The sequence below is a fragment of the Nonomuraea africana genome (assembly GCF_014873535.1).
GTDB lineage: Bacteria > Actinomycetota > Actinomycetes > Streptosporangiales > Streptosporangiaceae > Nonomuraea > Nonomuraea africana.
The window spans coordinates 4,842,875-4,865,715 of record NZ_JADBEF010000001.1 but is presented as its reverse complement, the minus strand read 5'-3'; the positions used below and the strand labels follow the sequence as shown (position 1 = coordinate 4,865,715).

Annotated in this window: 23 protein-coding genes; 15 read left to right on the top strand and 8 right to left on the bottom strand. The window is 71.0% G+C overall.

The features are described 5' to 3' along the window. Positions 1–32 precede the first annotated feature (32 nt). From H4W81_RS22945 to H4W81_RS22930, 4 genes are read right to left on the bottom strand one after another with little or no spacing between them, the layout of a single operon-like run. Positions 33–1,061: a methyltransferase gene (locus H4W81_RS22945; protein ID WP_192776715.1), complete on the bottom strand. Its 1,029-nt coding sequence runs from the start codon at positions 1,059–1,061 to the stop codon at positions 33–35. Positions 1,062–1,106: 45 nt separating this feature from the next. After that, positions 1,107–2,306, bottom strand: coding sequence for a cytochrome P450 family protein (locus tag H4W81_RS22940; RefSeq protein ID WP_192776714.1), 1,200 nt, complete (start codon positions 2,304–2,306; stop codon positions 1,107–1,109). A gap of 38 nt (positions 2,307–2,344) precedes the next feature. Next, complete coding sequence (locus tag H4W81_RS22935; RefSeq protein ID WP_192776713.1) at positions 2,345–2,818, bottom strand: pyridoxamine 5'-phosphate oxidase family protein; 474 nt, start codon at positions 2,816–2,818, stop codon at positions 2,345–2,347. Positions 2,819–2,843: 25 nt separating this feature from the next. Continuing rightward, complete coding sequence (locus H4W81_RS22930; protein WP_318781896.1) at positions 2,844–3,302, bottom strand: anthrone oxygenase family protein; 459 nt, start codon at positions 3,300–3,302, stop codon at positions 2,844–2,846. Positions 3,303–3,608: 306 nt separating this feature from the next. On the opposite strand from H4W81_RS22930, the gene H4W81_RS22925 reads away from it, so the two are divergent. The 12 genes from H4W81_RS22925 to H4W81_RS22870 all read left to right on the top strand — a co-directional run bounded on the left by H4W81_RS22925 (position 3,609) and on the right by H4W81_RS22870 (position 12,770). Further along, entirely contained in the window at positions 3,609–3,920 is a 312-nt protein-coding gene (locus H4W81_RS22925; RefSeq protein ID WP_264083182.1) for a cupin domain-containing protein, read from the top strand. After that, on the top strand, positions 3,917–5,188 hold the full coding sequence (locus tag H4W81_RS22920) for a beta-ketoacyl-[acyl-carrier-protein] synthase family protein (protein ID WP_192776711.1): 1,272 nt from the start codon (positions 3,917–3,919) through the stop codon (positions 5,186–5,188). The genes H4W81_RS22925 and H4W81_RS22920 overlap by 4 nt, the downstream gene beginning before the upstream one ends. Continuing rightward, complete coding sequence (locus tag H4W81_RS22915; RefSeq protein ID WP_192776710.1) at positions 5,185–6,405, top strand: ketosynthase chain-length factor; 1,221 nt, start codon at positions 5,185–5,187, stop codon at positions 6,403–6,405. The genes H4W81_RS22920 and H4W81_RS22915 overlap by 4 nt, the downstream gene beginning before the upstream one ends. 37 nt (positions 6,406–6,442) lie before the next feature. After that, the gene (locus H4W81_RS22910) at positions 6,443–6,697 is read left to right on the top strand and encodes an acyl carrier protein (protein WP_192776709.1); all 255 of its coding nucleotides are present in this window, start codon (positions 6,443–6,445) and stop codon (positions 6,695–6,697) included. A 2-nt stretch (positions 6,698–6,699) separates the two neighbouring features. Further along, positions 6,700–7,164, top strand: coding sequence for an SRPBCC family protein (locus H4W81_RS22905; RefSeq protein ID WP_192776708.1), 465 nt, complete (start codon positions 6,700–6,702; stop codon positions 7,162–7,164). Further along, positions 7,161–7,622 (top strand): anthrone oxygenase family protein, encoded by a 462-nt coding sequence (locus H4W81_RS22900; protein ID WP_192776707.1) that lies wholly within the window; start codon positions 7,161–7,163, stop codon positions 7,620–7,622. Before H4W81_RS22905 ends, H4W81_RS22900 begins: the two co-directional genes overlap by 4 nt. Positions 7,623–7,659: 37 nt before the next feature. After that, positions 7,660–8,397, top strand: coding sequence for an SDR family NAD(P)-dependent oxidoreductase (locus H4W81_RS22895; RefSeq protein WP_192776706.1), 738 nt, complete (start codon positions 7,660–7,662; stop codon positions 8,395–8,397). A gap of 1 nt (position 8,398) precedes the next feature. After that, complete coding sequence (locus tag H4W81_RS22890) at positions 8,399–8,731, top strand: antibiotic biosynthesis monooxygenase family protein (RefSeq protein ID WP_192776705.1); 333 nt, start codon at positions 8,399–8,401, stop codon at positions 8,729–8,731. After that, positions 8,728–9,036: an antibiotic biosynthesis monooxygenase family protein gene (locus H4W81_RS22885; RefSeq protein WP_192776704.1), complete on the top strand. Its 309-nt coding sequence runs from the start codon at positions 8,728–8,730 to the stop codon at positions 9,034–9,036. Before H4W81_RS22890 ends, H4W81_RS22885 begins: the two co-directional genes overlap by 4 nt. 144 nt (positions 9,037–9,180) lie before the next feature. Next, positions 9,181–10,869, top strand: coding sequence for an acetyl-CoA carboxylase carboxyltransferase subunit alpha (locus H4W81_RS22880; RefSeq protein WP_225958741.1), 1,689 nt, complete (start codon positions 9,181–9,183; stop codon positions 10,867–10,869). A gap of 33 nt (positions 10,870–10,902) precedes the next feature. Next, positions 10,903–11,385, top strand: a complete 483-nt coding sequence (gene accB / locus H4W81_RS22875; protein ID WP_318781895.1) for an acetyl-CoA carboxylase biotin carboxyl carrier protein — start codon at positions 10,903–10,905, stop codon at positions 11,383–11,385. After that, positions 11,382–12,770, top strand: a complete 1,389-nt coding sequence (locus H4W81_RS22870) for an acetyl-CoA carboxylase biotin carboxylase subunit (RefSeq protein ID WP_192776702.1) — start codon at positions 11,382–11,384, stop codon at positions 12,768–12,770. Before accB ends, H4W81_RS22870 begins: the two co-directional genes overlap by 4 nt. Positions 12,771–12,802: 32 nt before the next feature. On the opposite strand, the gene H4W81_RS22865 is transcribed toward H4W81_RS22870, so the two are convergent. Then, on the bottom strand, positions 12,803–13,603 hold the full coding sequence (locus H4W81_RS22865) for an AfsR/SARP family transcriptional regulator (RefSeq protein WP_225958740.1): 801 nt from the start codon (positions 13,601–13,603) through the stop codon (positions 12,803–12,805). Positions 13,604–13,768: 165 nt separating this feature from the next. Continuing rightward, positions 13,769–15,283, bottom strand: a complete 1,515-nt coding sequence (locus tag H4W81_RS22860; protein ID WP_192776700.1) for a peptide MFS transporter — start codon at positions 15,281–15,283, stop codon at positions 13,769–13,771. Positions 15,284–15,543: 260 nt separating this feature from the next. Here H4W81_RS22860 and H4W81_RS22855 point away from each other — a divergent pair, with 260 nt between their 5' ends. From H4W81_RS22855 to H4W81_RS22845, 3 genes are all read left to right on the top strand, one after another. Beyond that, complete coding sequence (locus tag H4W81_RS22855) at positions 15,544–15,894, top strand: TcmI family type II polyketide cyclase (protein ID WP_192776699.1); 351 nt, start codon at positions 15,544–15,546, stop codon at positions 15,892–15,894. 80 nt (positions 15,895–15,974) lie between these two features. Then, positions 15,975–16,997: a class I SAM-dependent methyltransferase gene (locus H4W81_RS22850; RefSeq protein ID WP_225958739.1), complete on the top strand. Its 1,023-nt coding sequence runs from the start codon at positions 15,975–15,977 to the stop codon at positions 16,995–16,997. Positions 16,998–17,232: 235 nt separating this feature from the next. Next, positions 17,233–17,868: a DedA family protein gene (locus tag H4W81_RS22845; RefSeq protein ID WP_192776698.1), complete on the top strand. Its 636-nt coding sequence runs from the start codon at positions 17,233–17,235 to the stop codon at positions 17,866–17,868. A gap of 15 nt (positions 17,869–17,883) precedes the next feature. On the opposite strand, the gene H4W81_RS22840 is transcribed toward H4W81_RS22845, so the two are convergent. Next, the gene (locus H4W81_RS22840) at positions 17,884–20,877 is read right to left on the bottom strand and encodes an AfsR/SARP family transcriptional regulator (RefSeq protein WP_192776697.1); all 2,994 of its coding nucleotides are present in this window, start codon (positions 20,875–20,877) and stop codon (positions 17,884–17,886) included. Between the two features lie 270 nt (positions 20,878–21,147). Continuing rightward, positions 21,148–22,611 carry an MFS transporter gene (locus H4W81_RS22835; protein WP_192776696.1) on the bottom strand — a complete coding sequence of 488 codons (1,464 nt, stop codon included), beginning with the start codon at positions 22,609–22,611 and terminating at the stop codon, positions 21,148–21,150. Positions 22,612–22,841: the final 230 nt, after the last annotated feature.

Genomic DNA, 22,841 nt, shown 5'->3' with positions numbered 1-22,841 from the left:
CCGGTGCGGCCGGCCGGAGCCCTTCCGCCTGGTCAGAGCGGCTTGTTGGCGACGAGCAGAGTGGTGATCTCGTTGAGCGCGACCGGTTCCTCGACCGTGAACCCGGCCTCCTCCAGCCACCCGATGCCCTGGGAGACCGTGTACTCCGACGAGCCGCTGATCATGGCCATATTGAGGCTCATCAGGAGGTTGAAGACCGCGTCGCGACGCTCGTCGTCGATCATGCTGTCGTAGACGAGGAGCGTGCCGCCCGGCGGCAGCTGCTCGAAGGCCCGCCGCACCAGCTCGCGGCGCCGCTCGTCGACCCAGTCGTGCAGGACATGACCGAAGATGTAGACCTGGGTGTCGGGCAGCGCGTCGGTGAAGAAGCTGCCCGCCTGGTAGCTCACCCGGTCACGGAGATCCGTGTCGCCGCCCACGCTGTCGATCAACTCGTCGAAGAGCGGCTCCAGCGGGGGCAGGTCGAAGGTCACCCCGCGCAGGTGGGGGTGCGCGGCGGCGATCCTCGCGGTGAGCAGCCCGCGGCAACCCCCGAGGTCGGCGAAGGACTTCACCTCGTCCCAGCGGAACTTCTCGGCGAGCGGACGGGCGAGCAGCACCGCGTAGCCGTCCATCGCCTCGGTGAAGGCGCGGGCCCGCCGGGGGTCCGCGTACAGCTCGGAGGTGAAGTCGCCCTCGGCGGAGAACTTCTGCGCCAGGTTCTCGCCCGAGCGGAGGAACGTGCCGAGTGTGCCCCAGGCCGGGTAGAGCCGCCGCTGGTTGAAGGCGAGGAAGCCGCCGATGTACTCGGGCTTGGTGGGGTCGAGGTAGGTCGAGGTCATCGGGGTCGCCCGGTACTGGGAGCCGTCGCGCGCCAGCAGGTCCATCGCGACCAGCGCGTCCAGGTAGTCGTGGACCAACGACGGATGCAGGCCGAATTCCTGCTGGAGTGTCGCGGCGTCGGCGGGTTCCCTGGACACGCGGGCGAACAGGCCGAGCTCGATCCCGACGAACAGGGCCTGGGCCTGGAAGAATCCGGTCGCCGTCCTGACAATGGGCAGTGCGCTCTCCGGAAGGGACATCCGGCTTCCTTTCTGGGGATGGGTGTGGGGCGGAGGGTGGTCGGATCAGCGCGCCAGCCGTACCGGGAGCGCGCGCAGGGAGCGCGAGAAGAAGTCGCGGTGCCAGGCCACGTCTTCGGGGGCGCAGTCGAGGGTCAGGTCGGGGAAGCGCCTCAGCACCGTGTTGATGGCCACCTGCGCTTCGAGCCGTGCCAGGGGCGCGCCCAGGCAGTGGTGCAGGCCGTGGCTGAAGGCCAGGTGCGGGTTGGGGCTGCGGGTGATGTCCAGCCGGTTCGGATCGGGGAAGACCGCCGGGTCACGGTTGACCGAGTGCACCGGCACGATGATCAGGGAGTCGGCCGGAATGGTGGTTCCCCCGACGTCGATGTCCTCGGTCGCGTGCCCCTCGATCAGGGCGAGCGAGCTCTCGTAGCGGAGGAACTCCTCGACGGCGGAGTCGATGAGCTCGGGCCGCGCGGCGAGCAGGGCGAGCTGGTCGCGGTTGACGAGCAGCGCGTGGAGCCCGTTGGTGATGAGGTTCACCGTGGTCAGGAAGCCCGCGAAGATGAGGAGCATCACGGTCGCGACCAGTTCCCGCTCGGAGAGCCTGTTCTCGCCGTCGCGCGCCTCGATCAGCCCGTGGATGAGATCGTCGCCCGAGGTCGACCTCTTGTGCTCGATCAGCTTGCGGACGTACTCCCCGATGCCGGCCTGCTTCTCGCGGAAGCGCTCCACGGGGCTGCCGTCGTAGCTCTCCTCGAGGAAGAAGAAGACGGTCTTCTCTCGCAGGTCCGCGAGGTCCTCGGGAGGCAGGCCGAGGAGCTCCCCGATGACCATCATCGGCAGCGGGAAGGCGAAGTCCTCCATGAGGTCCGCCCGGCCCCTCTTCTCGATCGTGTCGAGGATCTGGTCCGTGAACTCCTGCACCCGGGGGCGCAGGAGCTCGGTGCGGCGGTGGGTGAAGGCCTTCTGCACCAGCTTGCGCAGCCGGGTGTGCTCCGGCGGGTCGGTGCTGACCATGTTGTTGGCGAACGAGCTCTCGCCCTTCCTGTCGCCCGCGTCGGAGTGGTGCACCGCCTTGCTGAAGCGGGGATCGATGAGCAGCGTGCGGGCGTCCTCGTAGTGCGGGACGAACCACGCCTCCAGACCGATGGGGGTCTGCATGCGATGGACGCGGCCGGCCGCTCGTAGCTGCTCGTAGAAGGGATAGGGATCGGTCAGGGCCGAGTCCGGAATGCTGCCTATTGGCAGGGTCGTCTCCGACATCTACGCTCCTCAGGGATTCCGATTCAGGGCCGTCCTGGTCAGGCGAGCCAGCGGCCGTCCTTCATCACCGTCCGGCCGGGGATCTCGCCGCGGTGCCGCCAGGCGAGAACGCGCCGGGGGGTGAGATAGAGGTAGACACATCCGGGCACCCGCGAGGGGTTCACCGGGAGTTCGGCGAGGAGCGCGGAAGCGTCGGCCGGCGCGTCCTTGGCGGGCACGATCTCCACGAGACCGTCGATGAGCACGACGTCGGCGGGGTTGCCGAGGGCGGCTCGGGAGAGCCCTTGGGCGCGGAGGTTGCGGACGGTCCGATGCCGGTCGTGCGTGGCCATCACCAGGTGCGTCCCGTCCCACACGCACGCGAGGGGGATCAGGTGCGCGCCGGAGGCCCCGCCGGTCGCGAGCCAGGCGTGCCGGTCGGTCGCCAGCTTCTCCAGGACGTCGGCCTTGCGCTGGGCGAGATCGCGGACGGGCGGCGGGGCGACGCCCCGCTCGGTGCCGGTCACGGACATCTCGTCTCCTTTCCTGTGCGTTCTTTCAACCGGCCGTCACGGCCGCCGCGGCGTTTCCCACCAGCGCGAGAACGGCGAACGTCGTGCGGACCAGATTCCATTTCCCCCAGCTGCCTCTCGGGTCCTCCCAGTCCGCCGGAATGGCCTCTGGATCGAGTGATTTCACGCGCCGGTTGATCGGGACGTTACGGGTTTGGGAGACCACGCCGACGCCGGCCAGGCAAACGGCCGAGGCGATGAAAAGAATTCTCCCGATGTCATTTCTCGAAAGTGCGGCGAGAATGACGTCCAGAATCAACGACGTGCTCACGATGATCGGCATCATCGGGTCATAGGCGCGGCCCAGGAGTTTGTGGGCGGCCACGTAGCGGTCCGGTGCCATCGCCTGCATCGCAGGCCAGACGCCGACCGCATGGGTGAACAGCACGCCTGCCGCGAGTCCGCTGCTGATCAGCACGGCGGCGGTGAGAATGTGGCCAATCACGTATGCCGGTCCTCCTCTCGGTCACCGGATGGAGTATCGCGTCCACGGCTTGAGGCGGGCTCGAATATGGCTGGGGAACGTCGCCGGCCACCTCTTCGTCCCGGCTTTGAGCGCGATTCGAGGACGCTTCGAGCAGGTGCGGTGATGATGATGGCGCTCAGCGGATGTATCCGCCTGGAGAGGAGACCTTGAATGGCGATTGCCCGATCGAAAGTCAGTGCCGACGAGGTTGCGCCGAATCGGCGGCGCGGTGGTGACATTCGCGTTCTGCTCGGCCCGGCCACCGTGGGATCGACCTCGGGATTCATGGGGGTGCTGACCCTGGAGCCCGGTGAGTTCGTCTCCGAGCACTATCACCCCTACTCCGAGGAGTTCCTCTACCTCGTGCGCGGTGAGCTGACGGTGCGGGTGGACGGCGAACCGGTCGAGCTGGCCGCGGGTGAGGCGCTCATGATTCCCGTGGACGTCCGGCACCGGGTCGAGAACACCGGGCGGGAACCGGCCCAGGCGGTGTTCCAGCTCGGCCCGCTGGCGCCGCGCCCCGAGCTCGGTCACGTGGACACCGAGCCGCTGCCCAATGTCTCGGAGCCGCCCCTGAGTGTGGGGGACGGCAGATGACCCGCCGGCAGGTGGCCGTCACCGGCATCGGGGTCGTGGCCCCGGGCGGGACGGGACGCAAGGCCTTCTGGGAGCTGCTGACCTCGGGCCGCACCGCGACCAGGACCGTGTCGCTGTTCGACGCCGAGGGGTTCAGGTCGCGCATCGCGGCCGAGTGCGACTTCGATCCGGCCGCGGAGGGGCTCACCGCACGAGAGGTCCGGCGGATGGACCGCGCCGCGCAGTTCGCCGTCGTCTCCGCCAGGGAGGCGCTCGAGGACAGCGGCCTCGAGCTGGGCGGGCTGGAGCCGTCCCGCATCGGGGTGACGCTGGGCAGCGCCGTCGGGTGCACGATGAGCCTCGAAGAGGAGTACGTCGTCGTGAGCGACGCGGGCCGGCAGTGGCAGGTCGACCCGTCCTACGGCATCCCCCATCTGTACGGCCACCTGGTGCCGAGCTCACTCGCCGCCGAGGTCGCGTGGACCTGCGGCGCCGAAGGGCAGGTCACGCTCATCTCGACGGGATGCACCTCCGGGCTCGACGCCGTCGGGTACGGGGCACGGTTGATCGCCGAGGGAACGGCGGACGTCGTGCTGGCCGGCGCCACGGACGCGCCGATCTCACCGATCACGGTGGCCTGCTTCGACGCGATCAAGGCCACCTCGCCGAGGAACGACGATCCGGCGCACGCCTCGCGCCCGTTCGACCGCGACCGCAACGGCTTCGTGCTGGGTGAAGGGGCGGCCGTGTTCGTCCTGGAGAGCCTGGAACACGCCCGGCGCCGCGAGGCCCACGTCTACTGCGAGGTGGCGGGCTACGCCACGCGCGGCAACGCCTACCACATGACCGGGCTGAAGCCGGACGGGCGCGAGATGGCCGAGTCCATCAGGGTGGCCCTGGACAGCGCCCGGGTGAACCCGGACGACGTGGACTACATCAACGCCCACGGCTCGGGGACCAAGCAGAACGACCGGCACGAGACGGCCGCCTTCAAGCGCAGCCTGGGCGACCACGCGTACCGGACGCCGGTCAGCTCGATCAAGTCCATGATCGGGCACTCGCTCGGCGCGATCGGCGCCATCGAGGTGGCGGCCTGCGCGCTGGCGATCGAGCACGGGGTGGTACCGCCCACGGCCAACCTCACCACGCCCGACCCGGAGTGCGACCTCGACTACGTCCCGCACGTGGCCAGGGAGCGGCCGATCGACGTGGTGCTCAGCGTGGGCAGCGGCTTCGGCGGGTTCCAGACGGCGACCGTGCTGACCGCTCCGGGAAGGCAGGCCGCATGAGCGGCGCCGCTCCCGTGGTGACGGGGGTCGGCGTCGTGGCGCCGACCGGCCTCGGGGTGGAGGAGCACTGGGCCGCCACGCTACGGGGGACGAGGCGGATCGACACGATCAGCAGGTTCGACGCGTCCTCCTACCCCGTGAGTCTCGCCGGCGAGGTCCAGGCTTTCACCGCGGCGGGGAACGTCCCCGGCCGGCTGATCCCTCAGACCGACCATTGGACGCACATGGCGCTGGTGGCGACCGACATGGCGCTGTCCGACGCCGGGGTGGACCCCGCGGACCTGCCCGAGTACGAGATGGGCGTGGTCACGGCCAGCTCCTCGGGAGGGGTGGAGTTCGGCCAGCGCGAGATCCAGGAGCTGTGGAGCAAGGGCGCCCGCTACGTCGGCGCCTACCAGTCGATCGCCTGGTTCTACGCCGCCACCACCGGTCAGATCTCCATCCGGCACGGCATGCGCGGTCCCTGCGGCGTCGTGGTCGCCGAGCAGGCGGGCGCGCTGGAGTCGCTCGCCCAGGCCCGCAGGGTCCTGGAGGACGGCGCCCGCCTGGTCGTGAGCGGCGGCACCGACGCCCCGTTCAGCCCCTACGGGCTGACCTGCCAGATCGCCAACGGGCGCCTCAGCTCGCGGCGCGATCCGCAGCGGGCCTACCTCCCCTTCGACACCGACGCCAACGGCTACGTGGCGGGCGAGGGCGGCGCGATCCTCATCGTGGAGGACGCGGAGAAGGCCAGGGAGCGCGGGGCGGAGAAGGTGTACGGCGTGATCGCCGGACACGCCGCCACCTTCGACCCGGCGCCGGGGAGCGAGCGCCCGCCGGCGCTGCGCCGGGCCATCGAGAACGCGCTCGCCGACGCGGGCCTGGCGCCGGGCGACGTGGACGTGGTCTTCGCGGACGCGGCCGGTGTGCCCGAGCTCGACCAGGCCGAGTCGGAGGCGATCGCGGCCGTCTTCGGCGACCGGGCGGTGCCGGTCACGGCGCCCAAGACGATGACCGGACGGCTGTACGCCGGAGGCCCCGCCCTCGACATCGTCACCGCCCTGCTGGCCATCCGCGACTCGATCATCCCGGCGACGGTCGGGGTCTCGGATCCGGTGCCCGGCTACGCGATCGACCTGGTCGTGCACGAGCCGCGGGTCACCGAGGTGCGCACCGCGATGGTCCTCGCCCGGGGATACGGCGGGTTCAACGCCGCACTCGTGCTGCGGGCGCCCTGATGAGCAACCACCGGACAAGCAACGACAGGAGCATCCGATGAAGGATTTCGACCTCGACGATCTGCGGAAGGTCATGCTGATCAGCGCGGGAGTGGACGAGGGGATCGACATCGAGGGCGACATCCTCGACACCTCGTTCACGGACATGGGCTTCGACTCGCTGGCCGTGCTGGAGCTGGTCAGCCGCATCGAGCGGGACTGGGGGGTGGCCGTCCCCGACGAGGTGGCCTCGGACCTGAAGACCCCCGGCGAGGTGCTCGACTACGTCAACCGAAGGGCAGGGGTGAACTAGCCATGGCGGGACACACCGAACGGGCGATCGTGATCTCCGCACCGCCGGACCTGGTGTGGGACATGACCAACGACGTCGAGTCGTGGCCGAACCTCTTCAGTGAGTACGCCAAGGCCGAGATCCTCCACCGCGAGGGCGATACGGTCCGCTTCCGCCTGACGATGCATCCCGACGACGAGGGCAACGCCTGGTCCTGGGTGTCGGAGCGGACGGCCGATCCGGCGACGCGCACCGTGCGCGCGCACCGCGTGGAGACCGGCTGGTTCGAGTACATGAACATCCGCTGGGAGTACCGCGAGGTGCCGGGGGGTGTGGAGATGCGGTGGATCCAGGACTTCAGGATGAAGCCGGACTCCCCGGTGGACCTGGAGCAGATGACCAGGCGGATCGACACCAACACGCCGGTGCAGATGAAGCTGATCAAGGAGCGGGTCGAGCAGGCGGCACGGGAGACCGGGGCCGCATGACGGACCTGCTGCTGCCGCTCGCGTTCCTGGCCAACGGCCTCGCCGCCGGGGTGCTGGTGGGCACGGTGCTGGGGGTCGTCCCCTTCTACATGACGCTCGCCGCCGACAGCTATGTCAGGGCGCACGCCTTCGCCGTGGGCAGGTACGACCCCTTCCAGCCGGCCTGCCTGCTGGTCACCTTCGCCGCCGACGTGGCGGTGGCGGTCACGGCCCCCACGACGGCGGTGCGCGTGCTGTGCGCGGCGGCCGGCCTGGCGGCCGTGTCGGTGGTGGCCATCTCGCTGACCCGCAACGTCCCGATGAACCGCTGGATCAGGGCGCAGGACCCGGACACGCTGCCCGCCGGCTGGGACATGGACGCCTTCAGGCGCCGGTGGGCGCGGTGGAACAGCAGACGCACCGCGGTGGCGGTGCTGGCCCTCGTCCTGAACGCCGCGGCGGCCGTCGCGCTGCCGTGAACGGCCGCCGATCGCGCAACAACAGAGGAGAAGCGCTATGAGTTTCCGGTTGGATGGAAAGAACGTGCTGGTCACCGGCGGAAGCAGGGGGATCGGGCGGGCGGTGGTGCTCGCGCTGGCCCAGGAGGGCTGCAACGTCGTCACCTGTTACCGCGCCGACAAGGAGGCGGCCGAACGGCTGGAGCGCGACCTTTCGGGCACCAAGGGCAGGCACAGCGTCGTGCGCGCCGACGTCAGCCGGCCGGAGGACGTGACCGGCCTGCTGGACGAGTGCCGCGCCACGCTGGGCGCGCTGGACGTGGTCGTGCACAACGCCGGCGCCATCAGCCACGTGCCCTTCGCCGAGCTCGAACTCGACGAGTGGCGGCGGGTGCTCGACACCAACCTCACCGGCATGTATCTCGTGGTGCGCGGGGCGCTGCCGCTGATGTCCGCGGGCGGGTCGGTGATCGCGATCGGCTCCAAGGCGGCGATGGTCGGCGTGCCGCTGCGCACCCACTACACCGCGTCGAAGGCGGGCGAGCTCGGCCTCGCCCGGTCCTTGTCCAAGGAGCTCGGCCCGCGCGGCATCAGGATCAACGTGGTAGCGCCCGGGATCATCAACACCGACGCCGCGGCCGGGCTCAGCCCCGAGCACGCGCAGCGCTACCGCACGATGACCGCGCTCGGCCGGCTCGGCGAGCCCGAGGAGGTCGCCGACGTGGTGCTGTTCCTGTCCAGCGACCGCTCCCGGTACATGACCGGGGAGACCGTCCACGTCGACGGAGGGATCTGACATGACGGAAACGAGTGTCTTCCGGGTGATGCTGCGCATGCAGATCTTCCCGGGCAAGGAACGGGACTTCGAGAAGGTCTGGTACTCCGTCGCGGACGTGGTCGGCGACAACCCCGCGAACGTCGGGCAGTGGCTGTTGCGGAGCGCGGAGGAGGACGGCGTCTACTACATCATGAGCGACTGGGTGGACGAGGCCAGGTTCCGCGAGTTCGAGGGCAGCGAGGCGCACGTCGAGCACCGCAAGAAGCTGCACCCCTATCGCTCGCACGGCTCGATGACGACCCTGAACATGGTGTTCGACCTCGGCCGCGAGCGCGCGGAGCGCGGCGGATGAGCGGTCGGGTCCGTGTCGTGGTCTACTACTCCGCCTCCGCCGCGGACCCAGGATCCGTGGTGGCGGCCTACCGGCGGGTCAACGGCGGGATGCGCGGCACCCCCGGCCTGCTGAGCAGCCAGCTGCTGCGTTCGGCGCTCGATCCCGGCGAGTTCGCCGTGCTCAGCGAGTGGACGGGGCTCGCGGAGTTCCGCGCATGGGAGGAGGGGACGCAGCACAAGGGGCAGACGTCCGCGCTCCGGTCCTACCGGGACGAAGGTCGCGGGAGAGGTTATGGAGTCTATGAGGTCGTGGACGAGTTCTGACCGGACGGCAGGGCCCCGGCCGTACGTGTGGCGGCTCGCGAGTGCGGTGGGACGGCACCTGTGGGCCGGATTGCAGTGCGTCGGAAGGACGGCGTTCGCCGATCCGTGGTCGACCGGCGTGAAGGATGGCAGGGAGGACCCGCGATGACCATGACTTCTCCGACTTCTCCCGCGGCGGTCGAGACCGCCCGGTGGGTTCGTTGCTCGCGCTGTGCCGAGATCGTGTACGGCAAGCGCTTCGCGCGCGAGCTCGGGGTGTGTCCCGGCTGCGGGCTGCACACCAGGCTCGGCGCGTGGCAGCGGATCGAGCAGCTCTTCGACGAGGGGACGGCGGAGCCGATCGAGGCGCCGCCGACCCTTGAGGACCCCCTGGGCTTCGCGGACAGCAGGCCGTACCCCGACCGGCTGCGCGAAGCGCGGCTGAAGACGGGGCTGGACGAGGCCGTCGTCTGCGTCAGCGGAACGATCGAGGGACACCGGGCCGTCGCGGCCGTCATGGACTTCCGCTTCATGGGCGGCAGCCTCGGAACCGGCGTGGGGGAGCGCATCGTCACCGCGGCCGAGGTCGCGCTGGCCGAGCGCGTGCCGTTCGTGCTGGTGACGGCGTCGGGGGGCGCGCGGATGCAGGAGGGCGCGCTGTCGCTCATGCAGATGGCCAAGACCAGCCAGGCCCTGGCCGAGCTGGACGAGGCCGGGATCCTGACGATCGCCGTGGTCACCGACCCCACCTACGGCGGGGTGGCCGCCTCCTTCGCGACGCTGCCCGACGTCATCCTCGCCGAACCCGGCGCCCACGTCGGGTTCGCCGGGCCCCGCGTGATCGAGCAGACCATCGGACAGGCCCTCCCCGAGGGCTTCCAGACCGCGGAGTACCTGCGCGGGAAGGGGCTCGTCGACGGCGTCCAGCCGCGCGGCGCGCTGCGCTCGACGCTCGCCAGGCTCTGCGCCTTCCAGAGCTCGGGTGGCGGCTCCCGCCCCGCCGGCCGGCCCGAGCCGCCACCGGCCGAGCTGGTCTTCCAGCCGGAGTCGCTGCCGCGCAGGAACGGCTGGACCGCGGTTCAGCTGGCCCGGCACGCCGACCGCCCCACGACGCTCGACTACGCCGGCTACCTGCTGGAGGAGTTCGTCGAGCTGCGGGGGGACCGTCTGGGCGGTGACTGCCCTGCCATCGTCGGCGGGATCGGGCTGCTGGACGGCCGGCCGGTCGTCCTCATCGGACACCAGAAGGGGCACGACACCCGCGAGCGGGTCGAGCGCAACTTCGGCATGCCGACTCCGGCCGGCTACCGCAAGGCGGCCCGGCTGATGCGGCTCGCCGCCAAGCTCGGCTATCCCGTCCTGACGCTCGTCGACACGCCCGGCGCCTTTCCCGGCATCGAGGCGGAGGAGAACGGCCAGGCCTGGGCGATCGCGGAGAACCTCCGGCTCATGTCGGCGCTGCCGGTGCCGATCGTCGCCGTCGTCACGGGGGAGGGGGGCAGCGGAGGGGCGCTGGCGCTCGGCGTCGCCAACCGCGTGCTGGCCCTGTCCAACGCGGTGTACTCGGTGATCAGCCCGGAGGGCTGCGCCTCCATCCTGTGGAAGAGCAGGGCCGAGGCGCCCAGGGCGGCCGAGGCGCTGCGGCTGGACGCGCGGGAGCTGCTCAGGCACGGGATCGTCGACGGCGTGATCCCCGAGCCTGGCGAGGGCGCCCACACGGACCCGGCGAGGAGCGCGCGGCTCCTGGGCGCCGCCGTCACGGAGGCCTTCCAGGAACTGGCCATCCTCGACCCGAAGAAGCTGGTCGCGCAGCGCCGCCAGCGGTTCAGGCAGTTCGGCTCGGGACCGCGTTGAGCGAGAGGAGCGCTGATGAGTGAAGGGAGTGCTGTGGAAGAGACGTCCGAAGCCGGCTCGCACGCGCTGATCGGCGAGCTCTGCCGGCGGGCCGTCGAGCTCATCGGCGCCGACGGGGCCAGGGGCACCGGGGTGCGACGGGTGCGGCTGCAGGTGGGCGATTCGAGCGTCGAGCTGGAGTGGCCGGAGACCGTCGCCGTGGGCGCGCCCGCGGCGACCCTTCCTCTCGCGGCGCCGCTCGGAGAGGTCGCGCCCGAGGCCGATGACCTGCACCATGTCTGCGCGCCGACGGTGGGGACGTTCTATCGGGCTCCCGAGCCGGGGGCGCCGCCCTTCGTCGGCGTGGGCGACACGGTGGAGAAGGGACAGCAGGTCGGAATCGTGGAGGCCATGAAGCTGATGAACCCGATCGAGGCCGACCGTCCTGGCCAGGTCGTCGAGCTCCTGGTGCCCGACGGCACGCCGGTCGAGTACGGCCAGTCACTGCTCGCCATCGCCCCCCTCGACGCGCCATGACCGCGCCCGAGCGCACGCCCGCGGGCGCCCCGATCTCGTCGGTTCTCATCGCCAACCGGGGTGAGATCGCGCTGCGGATCGCCCGCGCCTGCAGTGAGCTGGACATCCGCACGGTCATGGTGCACTCGACGGCCGACCGCGACTCACCCGCGCTGCGTCTCGCCGACCAGCTGGTGCAGATCGGGCCGGCCGCCGCGAAGCGGAGCTACCTCTACCCGCCGGCGATCCTCGAGGCCGCGCTGAGCGCCGGGGTGGACGCCGTCCATCCCGGCTACGGCTTCCTGTCAGAGGACGCCGACTTCGCCGAGATGTGCGAGGCGGAGGGGCTGACCTTCATCGGCCCGCCGCCGTCGGTCATCGCCGCCCTGGGGGACAAGGCGCAGGCGCGCAAGCTCGCCGCCGGGGCGGGGCTGCCCGTCCTGCCGGGAAGCCCTGGCACCCTCTCCCACGGGCAGGTGGCCAAGGAGGTCGCCGACGAGATCGGCTATCCCGTCATCATCAAGGCGGTGGCGGGCGGCGGCGGCCGCGGCATGGCGGTGGTCCGCGATCCGCGCGACTTCGCGCGGGCCTTCGCCGAGACCAGGGTGAGCGCCCAGGCCGTGTTCGGCGACGGTCGGGTCTACGTCGAGAAGTACGTCGACACCGCGCGGCACGTCGAGGTCCAGGTGCTGGCCGATGGCCATGGCAGCGTCGTCAGCCTCGGGGTGCGCGACTGCTCCGTGCAGCGACGCAGGCAGAAGCTGATCGAGGAGTCACCGGCGCCCGGGCTCTCGCCCGAGCTCACCACGCGCCTCGGGGCGGCCGCCGTGGCGTGCGCCCGCGCCGCGGGCTATCGGGGGGCCGGCACGTTCGAGTTCCTCGTGGACGCCGAGGGCGGTTTCTTCTTCATCGAGGCCAACTGCCGCATCCAGGTGGAACATCCGGTGACGGAGATGGTCACCGGCATCGACCTGGTCAGGGAGCAGCTCCTGATCGCCGCCGGCCGGCCGCTCTCCTTCGGCCAGGAGGACGTCGTGCCGCGCGGCGTGTCCATCGAGTGCAGGGTGAACACCGAGGACCCCGCGCGTGGCTTCCTTCCGACGCCGGGGCTGATCGACGAATTCGTGCCGCCCGGCGGGCCGTTCACCAGGGTCGACACGCATGGCGCCAACGGTGTCCTGGTGAGCGCCGACTACGATTCCCTGCTCGCGAAGGTCATCGTCTGGGCACCCGATCGTGATCAGGCGATCGCCCGGATGAGCCGCGCGCTGCGCGAGTTCCGCATCTCGGGCCGGGGGATATGCACCACGATCGGGTTCTTGCAAGACGTGCTGGACGATCCGCTGTTCCGCGACGCGAAGCACAACACGTCGCTGGCGGACGCGATGATCTCCGTCCGGCCGTGAGGGGCCGCGCCACGGGCTGACGGCGCTGACGGCTACGGCCGGCCGGCCGCGCGGACGACGCCGTGCCTCGGCCGTCCGTTCTTGGGGTGGCTGGCCAGGACGGCCTGCTGGAGCTCCTGCATCTCGGAGCTGGGCTCCAGGCCGAGCTCCTCGCGAAGGAGGTAGCGCAGGTGGTGGTAGACCTCCAGTGCCTCGTGGCGGCGGCTGGCACGCGAGAGCGCCTCCATGAGCTGGAGGTGGAACCACTCGTCGAGCGTGTAGACGGTGGTGAGCTCCTTCAGCTCGCCGATCAGCTCGTGGTGCTGGCCCATGCGCATCTGCGCCTCGATCTTGAGCTTGATCGCGTGGACACGGAGCTCCTCCAGCCTGGTCCGGTAGATCTCCAGGCGGGGCCCGGCGACCACGTCGGCGAGCGCGGGACCGTGCCAGAGGTCGAGCGCCTGCCGGAGCGCACCCGATGCGCGCTCGACCTCGCCCGCCTGGAGGCTCTCGCGGGCGACGTCGACGAGCCTCTCGAACTCGACGGCGTCGAGGGCGCCGTCGCCGATGGTGAGCAGGTAGCCGCCGTGCTTGGTGACGAGCCGCGGGCCCTCTTCCGTGGCGGCGCCGCGGGAGAGCAGTTTTCGCAGCTGGTACACGTAGGTCTGCAGTGTTGTCTGCGCGCTCGCCGGCGGACGTCCCTCCCATAGCTCCTCCATCAGCACGTCCGTGGGGGTGACCTCGTTGGCGGAGGAAAGAAGGAGCGCGAGCACGCTCCGTTGTTTGGGCGCGCTCGGCGCAATCCGCTGCGTACCGTCGTGTATTTCCAGAGTTCCCAGCACATGGAAGCGCATGTCCACCCGATCCTCTCGGTGACGACTACGGACTTTCCTGTTCTGTGCGTATTTCCGGGCCAATGACCGACTCCGGCACTGCTAGTTGTAGTTGACGCTTCTGACGCGGCGCTGTCGCCTATCTTTCGCCTCGTCTGACAGTGCGAAAAAGGCTTCATGACATCGTCAGGCGCTCGGGATCCCCTTGGCGACGGGGGCCGCCGCGGTCCCGTGCTCCGCCGCGGACGGCGCCATGGCCGCCGACAGCCGTCGGCGGGCGAAAGCGAACCCGGCGGCGGTGGCCAGGGCGAGCACGGCGAGCCCGAGGTAGTACACCGGCCGCGGCTCACCCGAGATGAGCCGTCCCAGCAGGCTGCCGAGCCCTCCGCCGACCGCCGCGAACATCCAGTAGAGGGCCATCGTCCGGCCGGCGAACGCCGTGGGGGCCAGGTCCACGGCCGAGCTCAGCGCCGCGGGACCGAGGACCACCTCGCCACAGGCCAGCGTGAACAGGACGAACAGCAGCCAGAGCGGAGACACCTGGCTCCCGTTCGCGGCGGCCGCCGCCGCCAGGCTCATCACGACGAAGCCCACGCCCACGAGCCCGTGCCCGAGGCTGATCTTGGCGGCCACGCCCGTACGGCTGCCGCCACGCAGCCACACCCACGCGAAGACGGGCGCGGTGACGAGGATGAACAGCGGGATCGCCGACTGGAACCAGCTCGCGGGGATCAGGAAGCCGCCCACCTCTCGCGCCGTGTGCTGCTGGGCGAACAGGCTGAGCGTCGAGCCCGCCTGGATCACGAACATCCAGAACAGCGCCGCGGCGAGCAGCACCCAGCGGAACGCCGACAGCCGCTGCCGCTCGGCGCGGCTGAGCCTGGCCCGCCTGGTCAGCACCGAGAAGTACACGAACGGGGCGACCAGGGTGACCAGGCCGATCCCCGCGATCACATGGGTGATCGTGAAGGCGCCCAGCAGGAGGTCGGCGACGAGGAGCCCGCCGACGACGGCCGCGGCGACGCCGACCCTCATCGTCACGGTGCGCAGCTCCCCGGCGCTCGCCGGATGCGCGGGCCGGCGGCCGGTGTCGCCGAACCGCCGCAGGCCCAGGGCGTACTGGATCACCCCGAACGTCATGCCGACACCGGCGGCGCCGAAGCCGATGTGCCAGTTCACCCGCTCGCCGAGGAATCCGGTGACCAGCGGCGCGAGGAGCGCGCTGATCTGGATGCCGATGTAGAAGATGACGAGCGCGGCCTCCCGCTTGCTGCTCTCGTCAGGACCGTAGAAGCGGCCGAGCAGCGCGAGCATGTTCGGCTTGAGCAGCCCGGTGCCGACGGCGATCAGCACCAGCCCGAGATAGGCGGTGGGCCGCGTCGGCAGGAGCATCATGTAGTGGCCGAGCGCGATGACGACGCCGCCGTAGAGCGTCGCGCGCTGCTCGCCCAGGACGCGGTCGCCGAGCCAGCCGCCCGGCATGGACAGCGCGAACAGCAGCCCGACGTACGCGCCGTACAGCGCGACCGCGGTGGGATGCGGCAGGCCCAGCCCGCCCTGGCTGACGGGGGCCACGGCGAACAGGATCAGGATGGCCTGCATGCCGAAGAAGCTGAACCGCTCCCACATGTCGGTCAGGAACAGCGTGGTGAACCAGCGCGGCTGAGCGGAGGGCTGCGGAGTGCCGGAAGGCGCGGTCATGGGTCCTCCAGGGGCGATCGACACTCAGCATGCTCAGGCGCGGGGCTAGAGCCCTGGTCGAAGGCCGGTCGAGGACGGCAGGGGCGGGGGTCAGGGGCCGGTGGGGAACCTGCGCGCGGCCGCCGATCGCGGGGCGCCGGGTGCCACGGCCGCTTGAACCAGCCTCGAGCGGTCTACGAGCGGAGCCGCGCAAACTACACCCGAGTCATCCTCGATGCGCCCGGTTCCCATGCCGACTGTCACGCCAAGGAGAACCCCGAATGGAACGAATCCTGGTCGTCGCACGAATGCGGCCGTCCGCGGAGACGGAGGTCGCCCGGTTGTTCGCCGAATCGGACCGCACCGAACTGCCCGAGCTCGGCGGGGCCGTCAGCCGCAGCCTGTTCTCCTTTCACGGCCTGTACTTCCAGCTCATGGAGGTGCGCGAGAACGCGCAGCACACGATGGGCCAGATCCGTCAGCATCCGGAGTTCCTGCGCCTGAGCGAGAACCTGTCGCGGTTCATCGATCCGTACGACCCCCAGACCTGGCGCTCGCCGAGGGACGCCATGGCGCGGGAGTTCTACCGGTGGGAGGCCGGAGTGGGAGTGGTCCCCCGGCCCGCTTCGTGAGAGCGGCGTGACGAGCCTCCGGCCACGCACACAGACCAGCGAGACCACTGTCACCGTTTCGGCGGGGAGGGGCATCACCCATGAACAAGAAAACGATCAGCCGCGAATCGCTGCTCGGCATGATGCAGGCGTACAAGACGACGAGCCTGCTGCGGACAGGCGTGTCGATGGGCGTGTTCGACTGCCTTGCGGAGGGGCCGGTGGACGCCGAGACGGCGGCGGGCCGGCTCGGCAGTCACCCCCGCGGCATGCGCATCCTGCTGAACGCCCTCGCCGCGGTGGGCCTCGTGGAGGAGCGGGCGGGCCGGTTCGGGCTGCCCGCGGGGGCGGAGCAGCTCCTCGTGAGCAAGAATCCCGGCTACCTCGGGGACATGGTCAAGGTCATGGCCAGTGACTGGGAGTGGGACGCGCTCAAGAGGCTGGACGAGGCCGTACGCCACGGCGGGACGGTCATGAAGGTGCACGCCGAGACCCCCGGATACGAGTACTGGGAGGACTTCGCGGCCCACGCGGTGGTGGTGGCCCGCCCCACGGCCGAGGTGGCCGCCGAGGCGCTGAAGCCGTGGGCGGAGGGGAGGCCGCAGCTGGACGTGCTGGACGTGGCGTGCGGCCACGGGATGTACGGGCTCACCCTGGCGCAGCGCAATCCGCAGGCGCGGGTCTGGGCGCTCGACTGGCCCAACGTGCTCCCGCTGACCGAGCAGCACGCCGAGCGGATGGGCGTCCTCGACCGGCTGCACCGGCTGCCCGGCGACATGTTCGAGGTGCCTCTCGGCGGCCCCTACGACGTCGTGCTCGTCACCAACGTCCTCCACCACTTCTCCGAGGAACGCGCGGGCGAGCTGCTCAACCGGCTGGCACCCGCGGTCAAGCCGGACGGCAAGATCGTGCTGGTGGGCTTCACGCTGGGAGACGAGAGCCCGGCGGAGGACCCGGCCCCGCACCTGTTCTCGATCCTCATGCTGACCTGGACGTTCGAGGGCGAGGTGCACTCGATCCCCACCTACGATCGCATGCTGGCCGCGGCGGGCTTCACCAGCGGCCGCCGGTACGATGTCCCCGGGCTGGCCTTCAGGGTCCTGATCGCCGACAAGCTCCCCTGACGAACCCGGCCGCCGCGCCGCGGTGGGCCCGTGCTCCGCGATCGCGGGACACGGGCTCCCCTCTCAGGGGTTCCCCTGACCTGTCCCTGACATATGCGTGAATGGCGATTCGACGGCCGGTGTCAGTCCACAATGGTCAGCAGCGGCACGACCTGCAAGGAGGGCTGACATCGGGCTTCTCGAGTTCCTGAGCGGGCTCCACCCGCTGCTGCTCTCCGCGGCGGCGGCGCTGTTCATGTGCGTGGAGACCTCGCTGTTCGTCGGCCTGTTCGTGCCGGGCGACGCGGTGGTCCTGCTGGCCGGATCGGCGGCCGACTCGCCCGCCCGCTTCGCCCTCCTCGTGGTGGCCACCACCGCCGGGTGCCTGGCGGGGGAGACGCTCGGGTACCTGCTGGGGCGCCGGTTCGGTCCCTCGATCCGGTCGAGCAGGGTCGGCAGGCGGATCGGCGCGGGCAAGTGGCTGAGGGCCGAGGACTTCCTGCGCCGCCGCGGCGGCCCGGCGATCTTCGGGTCCCGGTTCGTCACCGTGATCCACGCCCTCGTTCCCGTCGTGGCCGGTACGGTCGCCATGCCGTACCGGCGGTTCATCGGCTGGGCCGCTCCCGCGGCGGTGCTGTGGTCGTGCCTCTACGTGGGTGCGGGGAGCGCGCTGGGCGCCTCCTACCGCGAGTTCGGCTCCGGGCTCGGGGCGTGGGGGACGCTGATCCCGCCGGCGATCGCGGCCACCGTGGTGACGATCAGGCACCTGTGGCGCCGCCGGCGGGGTGCCCTGCCCGCCACCGAGGCGGTCTCCCGGTCCGAGGCGGAGCCGGTCGTCCGGCCCGGGGTGGAGCCGGTCGTCCGGCCCGGGGCCGCGGGGAAGGCGGACTAGGGCGTGACAGGGCGATCAGGCCGCGCCGCTGCGCCCGCCGACCCGCATCGGCAGCGCCGCCATGGCGTCCATCCGGCCGGACAGGTGCCGCCACAGCTGGTGGTCCTCGAGCGTGACGTGCGCCCTGGCGAGGACCCGCGCCCCGCGCGCCTCGGCGCGGAAGGCGCCCAGCTCGTTGAGCCGGTTCAGGCTCGGCACGAGCAGGTCGACGGCGGCGCCGGAGCGTCCGGCCGCGAGATGGATCTCTCCCTCCAAGCAGGTGAGTTCGGCCTCCCCGCCGGCGTCTCCGAGCCGGGCGAAGGCGCGCCGGCTGTCCTCGGCGAGACGCATCGCCTCCACGTGGCGATCCTGTGCCAGAGCGATCGCGCTGAGCAGGTGCAGGGGGCGCGCCCTGCCGTACCGGTCGCCGACCCCGGCCAGCGCCCTGGCCTCGTCGGCCAGCCGCGTCGCCGACCGCAGGTCGCCCTCCTGCAGGCGGCTCCAGCCGATCGCGTTCAGCGTCACCGCCTCGAAGCGGGTCTCGCGCAGCTCTCGCGAGCGTGCCAGCACCCTGTCGAGGGTGTGCCTCGCCTCCGCTCCACGTCCGGTGGCGAGCATGATGTCGGCGGTGACCCCGAGGGCGAGGATCTCGGCGTGTGGTTCCACGGACGAGCGGGCGAGGGCGCGGGCCTGCTCGGCCAGCTTCAGCGCCTCGTCCGCCGTCTGCTGCACCGCGCATACGTGGGCCAGCATGGCCAGGCTGTGCGGGAGCTCCTGCCAGGCTTCGAGCCGGTCGAGGGCGTTCACGCACCGGGTGAGCAGCGTCCGCGACTCGCTCACCCTGCCCTGCCTGAGCAGGAGCATGGCGCGGCCGTGCTCGGCCCGCCAGCCGAGCCGCTGGTCGCCGTTGGCCCAGCCGGCGTCGCGCACCGCGATGGACAGCCGGATCAGCGCCGCCAGGTCGTCCCTGTGCTTGGCGAGCATGGTGACGATCTCGGCCAGCCGCGCCGCGCGCTCGTGCCAGCCGTACCGGCAGCACAGCATGATCGCGGAGAACAGCCGGTCGCGCTCGGTCGCGAGCCACTTCCACGGCCTGGCCTCCACGCGGGTCGTGTCGCGCGCGGAGAGGAACGCCTCGGAGCCGGGCTCGGGCGGCAGTTGGCCGACGGCGCGGGGCAGCTGCCGCGCGGCCCGTACGGCGAAGCCGAGCAGCGTGTCGACGTAGCGGCTCAGCGCCGACGCGGTGGTCGGCGGGTCGTCCTCCTCGGCGCGCTCGGCCGCGTACAGGGCGGAGAAGGGATCCAGCCGGTAGGTCGGGTCGTCCATCGCGTTGAGGCCGACCGGTTCCAGGAGGCTGGCCTCGATGAGCCGGTCCGTCAGCCGTTCGTCGTCCTCGCCGGTGAGCGCGGTCACCGTCCACGGCGCCACCTCGGCGTCCGGCAGCAGGCCGAGCCGGCGGAACGCGGTGCGGGCGGGCGGGTCGAGCGCGACGTAGCTCTGCTTCAGGCTGTGGCGGACATCGAGGCCGCCGACCTTCAACTCGTTCAGGCGGCGCCGCGGGTCCTGGAGCCGGTCGGCGAACGCGGTGAGACTGGCCAGCGGTTGCATGCCCAGCCGCGCCCCCGCGATCCGCAGCGCCAGCGGCAGCCGTCCGCAGGCGGCGACGATCCGCGCCACGGCCTTTCTCTCCAGGTGGATCCGCCTGCTCCCGACCAGCCGCTCGAGCAGCTCCACCGACTCCGTGTCCGTGAGGGCGGTCAGGCGCGTGGGAACGGTCCCGGCGAGCGCGGAGAGCATGGATCGGCTGGTGATGATCACCGCGCACCCGGGGGTGCCGGGAAGGAGGGGCTGCACCTGCTCGACGTCGATCACGTCGTCCAGGACGAGCAGCACCCGCCGGTCGGCCAGCCGGGAACGGAACATGGCCGCGCACTGCTCCTGGCCGACCGGGATGGCCGAGCGGCTCATCCCCGTGGCCTCCAGCAGCTCGGCCAGCACCTCACCCGGGTCGCGCCGCCGCTCGCCTGTCCTGCCCAGCCGGACGAACAGCTGACCGTCCGGAAAGCGATCCTGCACGCGGTGCGCGAGCTGGACGGCCATGGCGGTCTTCCCCACGCCGGGCGGTCCTGTCACGGTGACGATCGGCATCGCCCTGGGCTGCCGCTGCCCGAGAGCGCCCTCGATCCGGTCCATGAGGTCGGCCCGCCCCACGAAGTCGGCGATCCCGACCGGCAACTGGCGGGGCGTCGCCCAGCGGGCCTGCCCCTCGTGCCCCTCGTTGGCGCTCCTGTGCAGGCCGAGCTCGGTCACCAGCGTGAGGTCCCCGGTCAGCACGGCGTGGTGCAGGCGGTTCAGCTCGTCCCCGACGTCCAGCCCGTACTCGTTCCGCAGGACGGCGGCGACCGAGGCGTACGCCTTCAGCGCCTCGACCTGCTGACCGCCCTGGAACAGCGCGATCATCAGCTGACCGCACAGCCGCTCGCGGAGCGGATGCCTGAGCGCGAGCCTGCGCAGGTCGGCCACGATCTCGGCGTGGTTGCCGAGCATGAGCTCGACGTCGAAGCGCCGGTGCAGGGCCCTGAACCACTCCTCGGTGAGCTGCGGCACCTCGTCGCGCATGAGCGGGTCCGACGCGATGTCGGCCAGCGCGGTTCCCCGCCACAGCGCCAGTGCCTCCTGTAGCAGCTGCGCCTCCGCCACAAGATCGCCGGCGGTCTCGGCGCGGGAGGCCTGGTCGAGCAGGCTGCGGTAGCGCAGGAGGTCGAGGTGTTCGGTGGCGACCTCGATGAGGTAGCCGCCGGGGCTGGTGTGGATCATCCGCCGGCCGTCGCGGCCGTCACCGAGCGTACGGCGCAGCCGGGCGAGATGGGTCTGCAACGAGGCCCGCGCGTCGCGCGGGAACCGGTCCGGCCAGAGCCGTTCCATGAGCTCGTCGGCCAGGACGACCCGGTTGGCGGCGAGGAGCAGCGTCGCGAGAATGACCCTCTGTTTCGGGGCGTTGACGTTGATCAGCTGATTCCCTCGCCGCACCTCCAACGGTCCGAGTATCCCGAACCGTGTCGCTTGTCCCATGGTGAAGAACCCCCGCTTCATCAGGAATGCTGATTCGTGAATGACTGCCGCGTGCTTTCCCCGGGTCACCATTGGTTCATAGAGGCCCTCTCCGTCATGCGCGTGACGCGCGAATTCGCTGATTGTTGAATCAGCGAATCGTATATCCCACCGCAATCGAGATCATTACGGGATTTTTCCCCTGTGACAACCCCGTCATGATGACTGTCCGGTGAGCAGGTCGAGATCTCATGGCGTGCCGGGGACGGCCCGCTCGGCAGCCGCAGGCTCCCCGGCCCGGGTGCGCCGGGGCAGGAACGGCACCAGCAGGATCGCGGCGAAGAACACCGCGGCGTTGAAGAACAGGGACTGCCAGGCCGCCTCGACCCAGGTCGCGCGGTCCGGCGGACCGGCGCCCGCGAGCCCGAAGAACAGCACGCCGATGATCGCGACCCCGACGGCCCCGCCCAGCTGGATCGTCGCGTTCGCCACCCCTGATCCGGCGCCCGCATCACGGACCGGGACCCCGGCGAGGATCAGGTCCACCAGGATCGGCACCATCAGGCCGGTGCCCAGGCCGGCCACGACCAGGCACGCGAAGACGTGCCAGGTGGTGGTGGCCGAGCCGTACTGCCTGATGACGACGATCAGGAGGGAGATCCCCACGCCCATGACGCCGAGGCCGGTCCCGATGAGCGTGCGGCCGATGCGCGGACCGAACTTGACGGCCACGTTCGCGGTGGCGCCGAGGCCGACCGTCCAGCCCAGCCCGGCCAGCGCCATGTCCAGCGGGCTCCAGCCGTGCGCGACCTGGAAGCCCCACACCAGCACGAGAACGTAGGACATGATGCCGGAGAAGACCAACGTGAGCAGGACGGACCCGGCCACGAAGGACCGGTTGCGAAACAGCGCGGGAGGCACGAGCGGCGAGGCGTGCTCGCGCCGCCGCTGGTAGCGGTAGAAGAGGACGAACACCGGCACCGAGGCGGCCATCGACGCGATGGTCCAGGTGGGCCAGCCCATCTCGCGCCCCTGCACCAGGGGGTACATGAGCATGATCGACGCGAGTCCCAGCAGGAGCATGCCGGGGACGTCGATCCGGAGCGGGCGGTCCGACCGGGTCTCGGGCATCACCCGCGCGGTGCCCACCAGGGTGAGCAGGCCGATCGGGAGGTTCACCCAGAAGATCCAGCGCCAGCCGGGGCCCGCCGTGAGCAGGGCGCCGACGAAGGGACCGGTGAGGGCGGCGGCCGGGATGGCGACGCCGAGCAGTCCCATCGCCTTGATGCGCTCGTGCGGCGGGAACATCGCCTGGATCACCGACAGCACCTGGGGCACCATGAGCGCGGCGAACAACCCCTGGAACAGCCGGGCACCGACCATCATCTCGCCGCTCTGCGACAGGCCGGCCAGCGCCGAGGCCACGGTGAAACCGGCGGTGCCGACGAGGAAGATCCGCTTGCGTCCCATGATGTCTCCGAGCCGTCCTCCGGTGACGAGGAACAGCGCGTAGGCGAGGGCGTAGCCGGCGAGGACCCACTGGCCGAGGGAGTAGCCCGCGTCCAGGTCGGCCTGGATGTACGGCAGCGCGACGTTGACGATCGTCACGTCGAGCTGGTCCATGAAGACGGCCGTGAGGGCGATGAACAGCGCGAGCCACCTGCGAGGGGCGTACTCATGGGATGTGGTCGCGGATGATGCCTTCGTCGCCATCTGCACCTCTTCTACTTGCCTGTTACGTTCGCGGGCCTGTCGCCGTGGTGCGCCGGGTGCGACGGCTCTGTGAGGTCGGGCATGGCGTGCCGGCCTCTCTTCGCGGCGTCCGGGCCCGAATCGTGACTCCCCTCCCCGTCGTGAGGCGTGCTCATCGTCGCGCGCTCGCCTCGAGCCGGGCTCAAGCGCCGCTGGTGCCGTCGCGAACGGAAGCCGCTGACCGGCGGTAA